This is a genomic window from Paenibacillus sp. J2R1T-4 (assembly GCF_059692235.1).
In genome coordinates, this window is record NZ_JCAUBA010000010.1 from 54,824 (window position 1) to 69,406 (window position 14,583).

The window sequence follows — 14,583 nt, forward strand, 5'->3', positions numbered from 1 at the left end:
ACCGTCAGGCATCTACAGCCTGACGGTTCCTCGTTCCTAACTGATCAGCGAATCAGAATGCCTACAGATTTCTGATCTACCATCACATATTCCATTCCCTCAAGCTTGTCGAATGAAAGCTCTAGAAGCAATACGTTATCACGCAGAACGTCTTCGCAGCTGCTAATCGCTTCTTTCAATTCCTGATCGGCATCGAGCGTCAGATGAATACGTTTCTCTATCGCCAGATCCAGCTTCTTACGCATATCCTGGATGGAGCGAATCAGTTCTCGGACTAATCCCTCTTGAGCTAACTGAGGGGTAATGTCTGTGTTAATAGCTACGGTCATTTGGTAGCCGGATGCAGAAGCGAAGCCTTGCTTGGAGTGTTTCTCCACTAGCAATTCCTCAAGCGGGATGCGCAATGTTTCCGCGGAATCCTCTTCCTTGATCTCGACCCAACCAGAATCTATTACGTTCTGAGCTTGTTCAGCTGTAAGCTTCTGTAATCCGCTCTGGATCATACCTACCTGTTTGCCGTACTTGCGGCCGCCGATCTTCAGGTTAAGCTTGAACGAGAATTCAACGAATTGATTATCGTCACTAACGATACGAATTTCTTTGACATTGATCTCATCCTTGATAATGTCTTCATATCGCTTCAGATCTACTTGTTGGTCCAAGGAGACCATTAGCTCCGATAGCGGTTGACGTGTCTTGATACTAACCTCGTTGCGGATATTACGGGCGAGCTCGACGATTTGGCGCACAATCTCCATCTCTGTCTCCAATACAGTGTCGATTGCGGATTCATCTGCCAATGGATAGCTTGCAAAATGCACGCTTTGCTCTTCTCCACCCAAATTCCGGTATATATCTTCCGCGATGAATGGAGTGAATGGAGCAAGCACCCGGCTAACGGTCAGCATCACCTCACGCAATGTTTGGTAGGCTGCCACTTTATCAGCAGACAATCCATTCTCCCAGAATCTATCCCGTGAACGGCGCACATACCAGTTACTGAGCTCATCGACGAACGCTTCAATATGTTTGGACGGGTTCAGGAAATCGTTAGCTTCCAGCCCTTTATTCACTTCCGCCAGCATGCTGTTCAGTCGAGACATAATCCAACAATCCAACTCATTCGTCTTAGGAAGCGGTTCGTGCTCCTCTGGATTAAACCCGTCAATCCCGGCATACAGCACATAGAAGCCATGAGTGTTGTGAAGGGTATCGATTAATTTGGATTTGGCTTCCGATACGATTTGCTTGGAGAAGCGTTTGCTGTTCCAAGGGGCGCTATCGGTCAGCAGAGCCCAGCGGAACGCATCAGTTCCAAGCTCGTTAATGATTTCCCACGGATCTATAACATTTCCCTTACTCTTGGACATCTTTTGTCCATTCTCGTCGAGTACATGGCCTGTAGCCATTACTGATTTGTATGGGGCTTTCCCGTTATATAAGGTAGAGACCGCCAGCAAGCTGAAAAACCAGCCTCTGGTCTGATCGATTCCTTCGACAATCATGTCAGCCGGGTATTGCTCTTGGAACAAGGCTTCGTTGTCAAAAGGATGGTGATACTGGGCAAAAGGCATCGACCCGCTATCGAACCAAACATCAATTACCTCGGATGTGCGAGTCATCACGCCTGAACAATGCGGACAGCTAAGCTTCACATCATCGATGTAAGGTTTGTGCAGCTCCAGGCTGTCTCCGATATCGCCGATGGCCCGGTTCTTCAAGTCCTGATAGCTATCAGGCGCATATTGATGATCGCAATCATCACAGACCCATACGTTGAGAGGCGTTCCCCAGTAACGGTTGCGGCTTATGTTCCAATCGATCAAATCCTCAAGGAACTTCCCGAAGCGTCCTTCTCGAAGATGGGATGGATACCAGTTGACGGTATTGTTGTTGGCGATCAGTTGATCTTTTACAGCAGTGGTCTCAATAAACCAGCTCTCCGTAGCATAGTAGAGCAAAGGAGACTTACAGCGCCAGCAGAAAGGATAACTGTGTTCATATTTTTCCTTGGAGTACAGCTTCTTGCTCTCGGCAAGCAGCTTGACAATATCAACGTCACAATCTTTGACGAATCGGCCAGCAAGATCCGTAACGACATCTGTGTAACGGCCTGAGCTGTCTACAACTTGCAGCATGCTGATGTTATTTTGTCTCGCTGCCTTGTAATCATCTTCCCCATGGGCAGGAGCAATGTGTACAATTCCGGTACCGCTCGTATCGCTGACGAAATCCCCGCCGATAACTAGATAACCGCGTTCAACGGTGGCGTAATGGAAAGGCGGTTCATAGGTTCTTCCGACTAACTCTGCTCCGATCAGAGTAGACAAAACTTCATATTCACCCTTCATCACGGATTCAACAAGATTAGAGGCGACAATGTATACCTGATTCGCTTGCTTCACCCGGGAGTACTCAAGGTTGGGGTTCACAGCAAGAGCTACGTTAGCAGGAAGGGTCCAAGGAGTGGTGGTCCATGCCAGAATCGATTCCTGTGATGGTCCGCCAGTCAATGGGAATGCAACGGTCGCACTTAAATCCTTCACATCTTCATAGCCCTGAGCCACTTCGTGTGAGCTCAAAGTCGTTTGACAGCAAGGGCAGTAAGGACTTACCCGGTGTCCGCGATATAACAAGCCTTTCCGATGAATGGTGGCAAGGATATGCCACACGCTTTCGATATAATCATTTGTCAAAGTAACATAAGGGTTGTCGAGATCGGTCCAGTAGCCGATGGCTTCCGTCAATTCACGCCACTGCTTTTCGTATTCAAATACGCTTTCTTTACACTTCTTTACAAACTTCTCCACACCGTAATTCTCAATATCGCCTTTTCCAGAAATACCAAGCTGCTTCTCAACCCCAAGCTCAACGGGCAAACCGTGTGTATCCCAGCCTGCTTTGCGAATGACCTTGTATCCTGCCATCGTTTTGTAGCGGCCCATGAAATCTTTAATAACTCGGCCTAACGCATGGCCAATATGAGGCACACCGTTAGCAGTAGGAGGTCCTTCGTAGAATACAAACGCCGGTTTTCCTTCACTGCGGCGAATGGATTCGCGGAATGTATCATTTTCTTGCCAATAGTCTAATACCCGAAGCTCGCGTGTTCTCGATTTTTCTCTTACGTCTACTTTTTCCATTCTTTATCCCACTCCTTATTAGAAAAAAACAAAAAACCCGCCCCATAAGGGACGAGTTATGACTCGCGTTACCACCCTAATTCCACAATCCTCCCCGTATCCATACAAAAGGAATGATCGCAGCACTCGATACACGTACCACCATACGCGTCCCCTGTAACGGAGGAAATCCGATTCAGCTTATTCGTCTGCGGACAAGCTCGTTGCTTCCGGACTTTCAGCTTCATTTCTCGGAGATGATGTTCGGCTGTGATCTGAACACCGGCTTGCAGCAGTTACCGGCTCTCTGGGGAACAGAATAGGCAGCTTACTTGTTCTCTTCATTGAATTTAATCAGTCATGACTGTATGATTAGCTTTATAACATGCGGTAGCCATGTGTGTCAAGTTGTGCTTAACACAATCGGTAAAATATGGTTTATTGTCCGACTTACGGTACCAAGCAGGGTATCATGGGTGCCTTATTAGTTGCGAAGCATAGTTTGATTGGAATGTGTATATAGATGATGAATATTATGAGACCTTCAATGACATATTAATAGCACGGTGTAAGCGAGGTGTGGTTCCGTTGAGCTATTTAACGAGAAATACCAGGGAAGTTGTTATAGAATTATAATAGAAGCGAGGGGATGTGCCGCAGAGACGTTATTGTAGTTCCTAACTGCAAAGTGTCAATGAAGGTAAGACCCAAGATTCGAAAACGTTCGAGACAGTTGTACCTAATCCAAACACCGTTGAGAAGAACCCCGAAAGGGGTTCTTTTTATACAAGACGAGTTGAACTCCAACTATGCTTTCTGGAAGCATTAGTTCAAGTAACCCAAACACTTCATTAATTATAACCCATCTTCCTGCCCACCCACGCGCTAACTAAACTCAACCACGTAAAGACCTTCCGGTAATCAGACCGTTTTCTCACTAATCTGACAATTGTTGATTCGAAATAAAGGAAAAATCCGCGCTACAGCACGTGAAGCGCTGCTTCGCATTGCTCTAAAGCGGAAAATCCGCGCTACAGCTCGCGAAACGCTGCTTCGCATTGCTCTAAAGCGGAAAATCCGCGCTACAGCACGTGTGAAGCGCTGCTTGGCGTTGCTCTAAAGCGGAAAATCCGCGCTACAGCTCGCGAAACGCTGCTTGGCATTGCTCTAAAGCGGAAAATCCGCGCTACAGCTCGCGAAGCGCTGCTTCGCATTGCTCTAAAGGAAAAATCCGCGCTACAGCACGTGAAGCGCTGCTTCGCATTGCTCTAAAGCGGAAATCCGCGCTACAGCTCGCGAAACGCTGCCTCGCATTGCTCTAAAGCGGAAAATCCGCGCTACAGCACGTGTGAAGCGCTGCTTGGCGTTGCTTTAAAGCGGAAAATCCGCTCTACAGCTCGTGAAACGCTGCTCAGCATCCGATCCCTCTAACTGTCCTCCCAAGCGTCTAACTGAACTCAACCATATAGACCAATCCGTATCGGACTGTTTATTATTTACGGGATTTCCCAGGAAATAAGCCGCCTTAAAATGACCTATAAAATATATAGTAACCAGTATACACCCTCTATATATTCTTATATAATTTATTTATTAAATTATATTGCTGGAGGGAAGCCATGAAATCAGAACAAATATCACACACTCCGATACGATCAAAGCCATGGGTACCAAATTTTATTAGCTCTGAAGAGTTTGGAGAGCTAGAACGTGAATACGTGCTGAACGTTCTGGACAAAAAACGCGTCTTCCGGTTTTATTCAGGAGAGATTGAACAATCTGAGGCTTCACGGCTAGAGCAATTATACTGTGAAAGGTTGGGGGTCGAGCATGCGCTTGCCGTCAATTCGGGAACGTCTGCCTTGGTATCTGCATTGATTGGAGCGGGGATAGGTCCAGGCGACGAAGTAATTGTCCCTTCTTATACTTACATAGCAACAGCAGCAGCGGTCCTGATTGCTCGCGCCGTCCCTGTCATTGTTGAGGTGGATGATACTTTGACTATGGATCCTCAGGCATTTGAAGCGGCCGTCACTCCGTACACCAAGGCGGTCATTCCTGTTCATATGAAGGGTATTCCCTGTCAGATGGATGAGATTGTATCCATAGCGCGCAAGCATAAACTTCTCGTCGTTGAAGATGTTGCACAAGCCAATGGAGGCTCTTATAAGGGCAAGCCTCTGGGGACAATCGGCGATGTGGGCTGCTACAGCTTTCAACAATACAAGCTAATCACATCAGGTGAAGGTGGACTGGTTGTTACGGATCAACAGCGTATTTATGCGCGCGCTTGTATTTACCATGATTCTGCTTTAACTTACTGGGGAGCTAATAAACTGGGCGATGTCGCTCCATTTCCAGGTGAGAATTATCGGATGAGTGAGATTAATGCTGCGCTTGGTTTGGCCCAATCACAGAGAATTGATAAGCTGGTCGCCCAGCTTCAGAGGATCAAACAGAAGATCGTACAAGGAATAAGCGATATCCCGGAACTGCAATTGCAGAGAATCCCCGACGAGGCCGGCGACGTTTCTTACAGCTTGATTCTATTTGCGGCTGATGAGGAAGCGGCATTGGAATTCTCTACTTATCTGAGAGAGGAAGGCATTCCGAACGGAACAATGCACAACAAAGGGATTGCAGATCGCCATATCTACTCCAACTGGGAGTACATTATGAACAAACGGGGAGCGTCAGAACACGATAATCCCTGGACTTGTCAAAGCTACAAAGGCAACGTCACCTACAGCCCTGATATGTGCCCGCGCACACTTGGCTTTTTAAGTCGTGCCGTGAGCATCTCTCTCCATCAATCCCTTACGGATGAAGATTGTGAGGATGCTATTCAGGCGATAAGGAAGGCTTCATTAAGATTACGCCAGAATGATAACAAGAAGGGAGTGTGAGTGTGATGCGCGACAACCTGTACGCTGCGGCTGCCAAAGTATTGATCACACCAGAGGAAAGGGCTCCTCTACAAGGGTATGACCCGGACAAACACATTGCCACGCCGCCTGAAGATATAGTAGATGACTTGTATGCCAGGATTCTTATGCTCGACGACGGTCATGCTCGAAGCGTAATCGTCAGTATTGATTGCTGCTTGACCAACGAAAAGATCAGCAAGGTAGCCAATCCATCTGGAGTACCGGGGGGGCCGATGCGAGAATTTATCAACACCTTTCCTGAAGGTACTTCCAGACAATGGGCCGAAGCAGCAGGCATTGAGGAAGCCTGCTTATCGGTTCATGCAACACATACCCACAGTGCGCCTGCTCACTTTCCAGAGAAGTATACTTCAAGAATTAAGGCTGCAATATCGCAGCTAGGCTCAGAGCTTGTGCCTGTTCGAGTAAGCGTAGGGGTGACAGAGTGCAAGATCTCCTCCAACCGTCGTCCAACCCTTACACCTAATTATGACATCCCCATTGATCAAACCTTAACGGTTGCCTATATGGAGACTGTGTCAGGAGAACCCTATGCTGCGCTCGTGAATTATGCTGCTCATCCTACATTGCTGCGGAATCCTGTGAATCGTGTGTCATCCGAGTTTGTCGGGCTAGCTATGGGAAAGCTGGAGGTTGAAGTAGGGAACCGCTTTGTTTCCTTGTTCACGCAAGGCTTCAGCGGCGACATATGCCCGATCTTCCCCGGATATGGCTCAACGGAAGATACTTATAACCATATGATCTCAACGTCGCAACAGCTATACGAAGATATCAAGCTTGCAATTGCTGCTCGTCACACTATTGTCAGCAGACCGATACAATGCGGTAAACGCCGTGTCAGCCTCCCTACTCGTGATGATTTTCATGTTCCTGAGTTAGACGTCACCATATCCGTGGTGAGTCTCGGAGAGCTGGTTCTGATATCTGTATCAGGAGAAGTCTTTAACGGGTATATAGAGAAAATTAAACCATTCCTCTCCAGTCGCTTTGTCATGTTCTCAGGTGTGGCGAATGGTTACACGGGCTACATCCCGACCATTGAGGCGTTTCGGGATGGACTGGGCGGCTATGAGATGAATACAACGCCGTTCGACGAGAAGGTAGAGTCTATTTTCATTCAACAGATCCATGCCTTGATTGCAGAGGTAATTTAGACAGAAAGAGACCCGCAGCATGAGCTGCGGGTCTTAAAATTTATATTTTAAAAAGGGGGTCATCCATAGAATAACCAATTAACATTAAGGGAGTGTGAAAATTACATTACATTTGTGTTACAAATTTCTTTGTCTCTGTTTTAAGCATTAATCTTGCAACCTCGGCGGGATTCGAGCGTTAACCTTCTGTTCGAAGCTGTAAGCGATTCGGATTAAAGCAGACTCGCTGTAGGCTTTCCCAGTAAAGGCAATACCGAAGGGTGAGCCGTTGTCCTGGAAGCCTGCCGGAACGATTATGGACGGGTAGCCCGAGACAGCTGCTGAATCTGTTATGCCCGGACAGAAGAGCGCATCAAGACGGTGTTCGGCAACCAGTTTGTCGATTCCGTCCTCTCTTGAAGCTCGCCAGTCACGTAAACGGTCGAGAATGTATTTGGTTTCGGTCATAGTCCCTGAGGTTTCGTACTCTGCTTTCTCTAATGTTCTCTGTCCATATTTCAACGTTTGCAGATGATTAAGATTATTGTAATCTATGAGATCTCTAAGCGTACGTATAGGAGCATGAGGTCCGAGCGATGCCAAATAACGGTTAATCGCAGATTTGAACTCATAGAGCAGGACAGAAGAGCTATTGGCGATGTGAGGCAAGTTGGTCTGCTCTATAATTACCGCTCCTGCTTCCTTCATTTGTAGGATGGCTTGTTCAATTAACTGCTTCTCTTCATCCGAGAAATCCTCGATATATCCGCGATTTATCCCAATGCGTGCTCCCCGAAGTCCTTCGGTGTCCAAGGCTAATTGATAATCAGGTCCTTCCCGGCTTGGAGCGAGCAGGGTAGATGCATCCGCAGGGTCGGATACCGCGGCCATAACACTGAGCAGGATGGCTGCATCCTCGACAGTACGGGCCATGGGACCTGCTGTGTCTTGCGTGTAAGAGATCGGGATGATCCCCGATCGACTGATAAGACCTACAGTCGGCTTAATCCCAACCAGACTGTTGTAATAGGCTGGATTAAGGATGGAACCTGACGTCTCTGTTCCAACCGCAACTACGCACAGATTGGAAGCGACGGCAACGGCAGAACCGGAGCTTGAACCTCCAGCGCGAATGTCCCCTGGCCCATAAGGATTAAGCACTTGCCCGCCTCTTGAGCTATAACCGTTAGGCATACCGGTCGTCATGAAATTGGCAAGCTCGGTCATATTGGTTTTACCCAGAATGACTGCCCCGGCATTTCTTAGTTGGGTAACCAGGAAGGCATCCTCGGTTGCAAAGGAGTTAGCCAATGCTAATGTGCCTGCGCTTGTATGCATTTTATCCGCTGTATTGATGTTATCCTTCAATAGAATCGGTATACCGTGCAGTGGTCCTCTAATCATGCCTGATTTTCTTTCCTGATCGAGCTTTTCTGCAATGTACAGAGCATCCGGATTTAATTCGAGTACGGCGTTGAGGGCTGGTCCGGATTTGTCGATCCGAGCAATACGCTCCAGATAAAGGAGAGTGAGGCCGTGTGAAGTTATTTCACCGCGATCGAAGGCTGCCCGTATGGTACGGATTGTCGTTTCTTCCAATTGAAAATGCAAAAAAATCTCTCCTTGCTGCTCTAGGATACAACAAACGTAGCAGAGCGGACAGGAAGAGAAAAGGGTAAAGATTCATTTATTTAAACTAGACGCTGCGAATGAATTCTTAATGATCTGTTGTTGTTTTATTAGAGCTGCGGTATTCCTTGGGTGTGAGGCCTTTAACCTCTTTGAAGACACGAGAAAAAGTTCGGAAATGCTCAAAGCCAGATTCTATGGCAACATCCGTGATCGTTATATCGGAGGTGACGAGCAGTGTGGATGCCCTACTGACTCTAAGCAAGTTTAAGTAGTCCTGAAAGCTTTGTCCCATATGATTCTTGAAGATACGGCTAAGATAGGGACTGCTTTTATGATACATATCGGCCAACAGCTTGAGTGATAAAGGTTCAAGGTAATGAGTATGCGTATATTGAAGAATGCTCCTTATGATGTCGGAAGAGGAATCCGATAATGTGTCCGCGTTGGATGTTGTCACTTGTGTCTGATGTTCGCGCATCACGAGAAGTAAGGTTTCAATCAATTTGTGACGGATGAAAATATTTTTCCCGAAATAATCACGTTCAGACTCTTCGATCATTTCATCCAGATTCCGCTTAATCCTCGCCGCTCGATGAGACTGTATTTCGAGAAAGGATGGCATTTTAACCCCGATTGTAAGAATGAGGTTGCTTAACACACTATCATACTCCGAATCCAGAAGAATACTTAGGTCAAACATGCAAGAATACAGGGAGATGGGATTCTCAGGATCGCTTTCAATCGAATGAATGTGATGAGGAAGCAGTAATGACACCGTTCCAGGCGACATGCGATGCTTCTGACCATTAATAATCTCATAGCCGCTGCCAGACAGGACAAACGAAAGCTCGGCAAAATCATGATGATGCAATTGAGATTGATAAGGGATTCTGTTCAGTAAGATATAGAATGGAAAATAACCGCTTTTTTGCTTAGAAACAGACAGGGCATCCTGATAGATTGGATAAGTTGTCATCTTGCTTCCTCCGCTTCAAACGTACTAAATCGCTTCCCAGCGGTTCTCAAATTTGATTAATTTGGGGTGAGGGTGGAGTTGATCTACCGAGTAGATGACTAGTCGCAGCTTCCGAATCCAAGGCTCGAAGCTCGAATAGGCGGCAAACGAATTTGCATTTTTACCGGAAATACCGAGAAAGTGAGGGCCTTTATATTTGTCCGTTAGAAATTGCAGAGCCGAATCCATCGGCGTGTATTTCTTGCGTTTGCGCTCCCACTCATCGATATCGATAGATATGTTCTTGATATGACCGCTCAGCTCCTCTAACCGCTCAAGCCGGACATGATAAGGTTCAACAGCGGCTGCCTCCGGTTTGGAGACCATTCGTTTAATCGTTTGCTCATGAAGCGGGTATAACACCACACGAGCCATGTCATGCTGCTCTGCCCAATCACACAAAGCTTGCAAATCGCTCAGCGTGTAATGGATATCGAAAGCATCGTAGACAATCAACGTGCCTCGAATCGTTTCTTTCTCAGGCTCGTATCCATAGGGGACATGCGTAACGGTTCGTGGCATAAGAGTGACCTCCGCTTCAATGAATGAGTTAGTACTATTAGTATAAACCTGTTTCAACAAAATTAATAATGAAACTGACGGGCAGGACGATTGAACCAAAAAATCGAAATAATGTTCAATAAGCTTCTTCCAATTGAACGAGAAAAAATATCAACTTAAGGACGACCTGAAATAAAAACTACAGATCAGGAGGGCGTAGGGGGCGCAGGCGAAATCACGTTTCATTCCGGCGGTAGATTCAAACGCCAAGCTTCAACTTGCCGTCACTCAATTAGACGCGCCAAAGGTTTTGTAGGAGCTCGAGTTTCAGATTCCACATAATAGTACTGACTAGAATTAGTTGAAGGATAGAGAACAGGTGCATTTAATATAGCAATGCTTCGCTCCCAAATTGAAGGGAGCTTTTTTATTTATATTATGACCTTGATTTTCCAATTATAGCCTGTTAGAATGTCCTTATAGCAAAATGATAAACAAATATATATCTTTAGATATATCTGGAACCCTTATTAATAAAGTTTGGAGGAGAAGGCCAGTGAATGATCATTTATCCCAAGTGGAGTTAGACAATCTCTTTGAACTAATCATCTTGTTGAAATCAAAAATGCATAATCTGAACCGTTGGTTCTTTTCCAAACAAAAACATTACTCGAACGCTAATAATTTGCTCGGTGGTATTTGGAGGCTAGTTCATGATTTTAGGATTGACCTGTTTACAAAAGATGATCTTTTTTTTTGGAACCCACTTAACCAAGTAGCAATGCAATCATATAAAATGGGTGAAACAATAAAGACTGATATGGAGAAGGCTGCTCTCATCAACCAACTTACCCAACAATTCATGGAGTTACGTCAGTACGTTGAAAAGCTGGAGAAGAGTGCTGTTCGCCAGCAATACTTATTAGATACAGGACTTGTCGCGAGTCAAATCGGTACTATATCGTGGGCGGCGAAACTTGCTGGAAAAAGTGAGATCACAATTCGGAGACACATTGTAGACAAGAAGATATGGGCTTTACAAATTACAAAGTTCTGGTGGATACCTAGGGAAGAAATAAAGGTACATAATGGTGAGGGGGAAATTGAATGAGTTCTGAATCAACGGAAAGTGCTTTGAATACTGTCCAGACGACGGCATCAGAATTTATATACAAAACTAAAGAAGAAGCAAAATCTTTTAAACTAAAGGTTAATTGCAAGTTTGATCTTTCGGAAGAAAATATTCAGGAAGTATCAAAAGAAATTGGCAAACTGCCTAAAGATAACGTCGTCTTTAAGAATGGTATTGCCATTCGGAATTCGCTTAGTCAAGAGCAGAAATTAATTATTCTAACGGCAGTGGCGGAAGTAACTAAGAAGGATTACGAATATTGCCTAGATAATGATGTTATACAGATACATAAACATGTCCGTGAAGATTACTTAAGGGACGATCCACAGGTATTAACTAAACGAGGCTGGTCGATAGAGGAGGATGAACTCCTCAAGGAAATGGCCCAAATATTATGCAATCTTGTAGATGTCCATAAGGCAACGGTAAAGTTTCACGCTAACGGAGAGAGTTTGGAAAATATGACTTACACTGTCTCAGGTAATCATGGAGGATATGAAGGCAGGCTTACTTTTAAATTTGACACCGTTTTAGATGAAAACGGAATTGTTATTGATATTTTCTTGATAGTAACTGTTTTGGACCGGAAACCGCTAATATAATCGGTTATACCGGTTCTTTTTTGTCCATACTATGGAATATCTTCTTATATAATTACTGTTCCCCTTGTATTTCAAGGTTCTACCAAGTAAAATGAGGTTAAATACCATGGAGGAGGGGACTTTTATGGGAGCTCAGGTCATGGACAAAAAGATTACCGTTGCACCCCAAATGGGACGTTGTTCTTCGTGTGAACATCCAATGGTTATCAATCATAAGACGTTGGATAAGCCTTACAAAGGTATTACGTTAAGAATGCATAATTTTCGTGTTCGTCAGTGTTTGAACTGCGGAGAGGAAACATATGGAACTGGAAGCTTGATCCGATTTGGAAAAGTTGCTATTGCTCAGTTTGAGCGCAATGGTGATCCAAATCTCTATTGCCAATACAACAGTAATTGAAGACCCGCCTGATTCTGGAGCGGGTTTTTCTATGCCTATTATCGTCCCTTTTCCGTCTTACTTCTCACGTTAGGTAATCGAGCTAAGATGATCTTCCTTGCTAGTAAGATCAGATCAAATAAAAAAAGCTCACCCCTAAGCGAGAATTATACGGCGAACAACCCGGTATAATCTTCGCAAGGAGTGAGCTTATTTTATGATTTGAGGAATGTAGGGATTTCTTTTCCCTTAGCCCAGACACGTTCCAATTGGAGCTCCGGGGATACTAGCAAGACGTCGGCTTGTTTGCCAACCTGCAGACTGCCTGTCAGCTCGAATATGCCTAGCTGACGAGCAGCGTTGGAGCTGGTCATTGCGCTTGCTTCGGGTACCGATAAGCCAACTTTTTCAACAACGTAGCGCAAGGCTTCGATCATGGTCAGCGTACTTCCGGCAAGGCTGTTGCCTTCCTTCAAAGTAGCAACGCCGTCGTTGACCACAACCGCCAATCCGCCGAGGTCATACAGGCCGTCACCCAACCCGGCAGCCGCCATGGCATCTGTAATAAGGATCAGGTTGTTGTTATTCTTAACCATCGTGACGAGGCGGATCGCAACCGGATGTACATGATGTCCGTCTGCGATAACCTCTGCATAAATTTGCGGGTTCGTTAACACAGCGCCTACAGTCCCAGGCTTACGGTGGTGCAGCGGTGTCATCGCATTATACGTGTGCACAGCCTGGTTCAAGCCGTGTTGAACCGCCTCTTCAATCTGCTCAAAGGTTGCGTCGGTATGACCGGCTGCGGCATTAATGCCATTCTTTCTTAGCCACGCAATAAAGTCCAAAGCACCCTCTGATTCTGGAGCCAACGTAAGCTGACGAATAAGACCGGGATATTGCTCAACCCATTCCTTCATCCATTCTAATTGCGGCGCAAGCATATGAGCAGGGTTCTGCGCACCTTTCCATTTCGGGTTAATGAATGGACCTTCGAGATGAACACCCAGCACTTGGGCTCCCGGCATCTCTTGTTGTTGGTAGGCATGGACGCTGGCAAGCACATGTTCGATATCGCTCTTGGATGCGGTCATAGTCGTAGCAAGGATAGTGGTTGTGCCGTTTCCTCCGTGGAAGCGAGTGATCTTGTCCAACGATTCAGTGCTGGCATCCATGAAATCTCCGCCAGCGCCTCCGTGGACATGAACGTCAATAAAGCCAGGCAGGACCCATGCGCCGCCGGCGTCAATCGTTTCACCATCGAAGGAGCTGTCTGAGGCCGCTCCAGCTGAAATGGAAATGATGACACCTTTGTCAAATACAATTGTTCCTTCTTCAACGACTCCTTCTTCGGTAACGACAGAAGCATTTATGATACGAGTAGGTTTCATTCGAACAACCTCCCTGATTCAGAATCTAATAGAACGACAACATGAGGATGAGTTTGCAACAAGGAAGCTGGACACTCCGTGGTGATCGGTCCTGTCAGGGCGCGATGGACAATCTCGGCTTTATCCGCTCCGCGGACGACAAGAAGGATCATCTTTGCCTTCAAAATCGTGCCTACACCCATTGTCAGAGCATGTGTGGGCACCTGATCAATGGAGTCGAAGAAGCGGGCGTTCGCCGAGCGAGTCTCTGCCTTAAGCTTCACAATATGAGTCCCGCTCATTAGAGCGTGATCAGGCTCGTTGAAGCCGATGTGGCCATTATGGCCAAGGCCGAGCAGCTGCAGATCCATTTGTTTGGCTTCATCTAACAAAGCGTTATAACGTGCGCATTCTTGTTCCAGATCAGCTGCGTTCCCGTTGGGAATATAGATCTTATCTGGATTAGCGTCGATATACTGGAATAAATGCTCGTTCATATAGTTGTGGTAGCTCTCAGGGTGGTCTTCCGGGATGCCTACATACTCATCCAGATTAAAGGTAGTCACCGATTTGAAGCTAACCATCCCGGCTTTGTGAGACTCCACCAGGTCTTTGTAGATGCCAATAGGTGTACCGCCAGTTGCCAGACCTAGAACGGCTCTTGGGTTCGTTTGCACCAAGCCTGCAATAATGCCTGCTCCAGCCTCATTCAGTTTGTCTTGGGATGCGAATTTTAGAATATTCATAGT

11 protein-coding genes and 1 other annotated feature are annotated in these 14,583 nt (G+C 46.1%); of the genes, 5 read left to right on the forward strand and 6 right to left on the reverse strand.

The genetic code is table 11. The features are described 5' to 3' along the window. Window positions 1-44: 44 nt before the first annotated feature. Window positions 45-3,143, reverse strand: a complete 3,099-nt coding sequence (gene ileS, locus AC58QD_RS17570; protein WP_497335548.1) for an isoleucine--tRNA ligase — start codon at window positions 3,141-3,143, stop codon at window positions 45-47. A gap of 44 nt (window positions 3,144-3,187) precedes the next feature. Beyond that, window positions 3,188-3,476 (reverse strand) — a binding site (T-box leader). Between the two features lie 1,265 nt (window positions 3,477-4,741). Between ileS and AC58QD_RS17575 the strand changes: the two genes are divergently transcribed. Continuing rightward, window positions 4,742-6,028, forward strand: a complete 1,287-nt coding sequence (locus AC58QD_RS17575) for a DegT/DnrJ/EryC1/StrS family aminotransferase (RefSeq protein WP_497335550.1) — start codon at window positions 4,742-4,744, stop codon at window positions 6,026-6,028. A 5-nt stretch (window positions 6,029-6,033) separates the two neighbouring features. Continuing rightward, on the forward strand, window positions 6,034-7,224 hold the full coding sequence (locus AC58QD_RS17580) for a hypothetical protein (RefSeq protein ID WP_497335552.1): 1,191 nt from the start codon (window positions 6,034-6,036) through the stop codon (window positions 7,222-7,224). A gap of 147 nt (window positions 7,225-7,371) precedes the next feature. Here the strand turns inward: AC58QD_RS17580 and AC58QD_RS17585 are convergent, their stop codons facing one another. From AC58QD_RS17585 to AC58QD_RS17595, 3 genes are all read right to left on the reverse strand, one after another. Further along, the gene (locus tag AC58QD_RS17585) at window positions 7,372-8,814 is read right to left on the reverse strand and encodes an amidase family protein (RefSeq protein ID WP_497335554.1); all 1,443 of its coding nucleotides are present in this window, start codon (window positions 8,812-8,814) and stop codon (window positions 7,372-7,374) included. Between the two features lie 106 nt (window positions 8,815-8,920). Further along, the gene (locus AC58QD_RS17590) at window positions 8,921-9,811 is read right to left on the reverse strand and encodes a helix-turn-helix transcriptional regulator (RefSeq protein WP_497335556.1); all 891 of its coding nucleotides are present in this window, start codon (window positions 9,809-9,811) and stop codon (window positions 8,921-8,923) included. A 24-nt stretch (window positions 9,812-9,835) separates the two neighbouring features. Next, the gene (locus tag AC58QD_RS17595; protein ID WP_497335558.1) at window positions 9,836-10,372 is read right to left on the reverse strand and encodes a hypothetical protein; all 537 of its coding nucleotides are present in this window, start codon (window positions 10,370-10,372) and stop codon (window positions 9,836-9,838) included. Window positions 10,373-10,907: 535 nt separating this feature from the next. On the opposite strand from AC58QD_RS17595, the gene AC58QD_RS17600 reads away from it, so the two are divergent. The 3 genes from AC58QD_RS17600 (at window position 10,908) to AC58QD_RS17610 (ending at window position 12,485) form a co-directional block, all read left to right on the forward strand. After that, complete coding sequence (locus AC58QD_RS17600; RefSeq protein ID WP_497335560.1) at window positions 10,908-11,462, forward strand: hypothetical protein; 555 nt, start codon at window positions 10,908-10,910, stop codon at window positions 11,460-11,462. Beyond that, on the forward strand, window positions 11,459-12,085 hold the full coding sequence (locus AC58QD_RS17605) for a hypothetical protein (protein WP_497335562.1): 627 nt from the start codon (window positions 11,459-11,461) through the stop codon (window positions 12,083-12,085). The genes AC58QD_RS17600 and AC58QD_RS17605 overlap by 4 nt, the downstream gene beginning before the upstream one ends. Before the next feature lie 124 nt (window positions 12,086-12,209). Then, entirely contained in the window at window positions 12,210-12,485 is a 276-nt protein-coding gene (locus AC58QD_RS17610; protein ID WP_497335564.1) for a hypothetical protein, read from the forward strand. A gap of 194 nt (window positions 12,486-12,679) precedes the next feature. Here the strand turns inward: AC58QD_RS17610 and nagA are convergent, their stop codons facing one another. Beyond that, window positions 12,680-13,855 (reverse strand): N-acetylglucosamine-6-phosphate deacetylase, encoded by a 1,176-nt coding sequence (gene nagA / locus AC58QD_RS17615; RefSeq protein WP_497335566.1) that lies wholly within the window; start codon window positions 13,853-13,855, stop codon window positions 12,680-12,682. Then, window positions 13,852-14,580, reverse strand: a complete 729-nt coding sequence (nagB, locus tag AC58QD_RS17620; RefSeq protein WP_497335568.1) for a glucosamine-6-phosphate deaminase — start codon at window positions 14,578-14,580, stop codon at window positions 13,852-13,854. Before nagB ends, nagA begins: the two co-directional genes overlap by 4 nt. Window positions 14,581-14,583: the final 3 nt, after the last annotated feature.